Origin of the sequence: Escherichia sp. KCJ4928, from assembly GCF_004352695.1 — a bacterium.
Classification (GTDB): Bacteria; Pseudomonadota; Gammaproteobacteria; order Enterobacterales; family Enterobacteriaceae; genus ECMA0423.
This window is the reverse complement of sequence record NZ_SJWV01000432.1, coordinates 1-1,105: the sequence shown is the minus strand read 5'-3', so window position 1 is coordinate 1,105 and position 1,105 is coordinate 1. Positions and strand designations below refer to the sequence as shown.

Sequence of the window (1,105 nt, the reverse complement as noted above, 5' to 3'; positions counted from 1 at the left end):
CGAAACAGCTGTTGTCCCGCCATCCTGGCGATTCCTGAAAGTCATTTGTCTAAAAAATAGTCTTAACGTGGTTTATTTTCCGAATTCCAAGCGGCCCCCATGAGCAACTGACCCGGTTTGCGGAACGACGCATCCGGGAATGCAATCTGGACAGCCAGGGCGCGATTTATCTCTGCGAGTCAGCCAAAGCCGGAGCCGTGCTGATCTTCTGGCATGAACTGGCCATAAATGGCTATGCCTCAATGAATGCCATAAAGAGACAGGAGCTCATTGACGCCGACTTTCAGCGCCTCAGAAAGCTCATCTGGCCGGAGGATGACAGGTAATGACCCAGAGCCGCCGACCGTCGCCACTGCAGCGGAGAGTGCTGATTGTGCTGGCTGCCCTTGATGAAAAACGGCCGGGCCCCGTGCTGACACGGGACCTGGAACGGGTGCTGGAGCGAAGCGGGGAAGCCCCGGTCTACGGGCCAAACCTGCGCGCCTCCTGCCGTCGCCTGGAGGATGCCGGCTGGCTGCGCACCCTGCGCGCCCCGAATCTGCAGCTGGCTGTCGAGCTGACGGACGCCGGCCGGGCCGTGGCACAGCCTCTGCTGCTGGCAGAACAGGACCGCCTCCGGGCAGAACAGCGTGCGGCAGAAGTCGTCGTACTGCCGCTGGTCCCGGCCGCAGGTCTGCCCGCAGACGGCACTTCTGCCACTGATCTGGCGGTGGAGCTGAACGGCATGACGTATCAGGCCTGCCGTGGGGATTTTGTGGTACGTCTCGACGGCAGCACCTGTCTGCAGTTATGGAACAGAGAAGGCAAGGTGGTACGCCGGGAGGGCGATCCGCTGGAAGTGGCGCAGTGGCTGCAGGCCTGTCATGATGCCGGAATAAAAGTTCGTGTACAGGTTAATGAAAGTATCACCCCGTAAAAACATGCCTGTGCACGATTTACACATCATCCCATGGTGGCAGCCGGTTAACTTTCCTGCGCCACCAGTGGAAAGAGGCCATGAGCAGTCCGAACAAAAAACCACCCGTGATACTTATAATAATGGCCTCACCTGCCACCATTCCTGACGGCCCCCAGTAGATAAACCACATTGCACATCCCCAGGAAA

At 58.7% G+C, this 1,105-nt stretch carries 3 protein-coding genes; 2 read left to right on the top strand and 1 reads right to left on the bottom strand.

Annotated elements, in window-relative coordinates:
- The first annotated feature begins 74 nt into the window (after window positions 1-74).
- Window positions 75-326 (top strand): hypothetical protein, encoded by a 252-nt coding sequence (locus E0D98_RS27645; RefSeq protein ID WP_031322317.1) that lies wholly within the window; start codon window positions 75-77, stop codon window positions 324-326.
- Window positions 326-916: a hypothetical protein gene (locus tag E0D98_RS24585; protein ID WP_131891312.1), complete on the top strand. Its 591-nt coding sequence runs from the start codon at window positions 326-328 to the stop codon at window positions 914-916. The genes E0D98_RS27645 and E0D98_RS24585 overlap by 1 nt, the downstream gene beginning before the upstream one ends.
- A gap of 19 nt (window positions 917-935) precedes the next feature.
- On the opposite strand, the gene E0D98_RS28205 is transcribed toward E0D98_RS24585, so the two are convergent.
- Window positions 936-1,105: DUF6404 family protein (locus tag E0D98_RS28205; RefSeq protein ID WP_240723771.1), on the bottom strand; the 170-nt coding region annotated here is incomplete at its 5' end.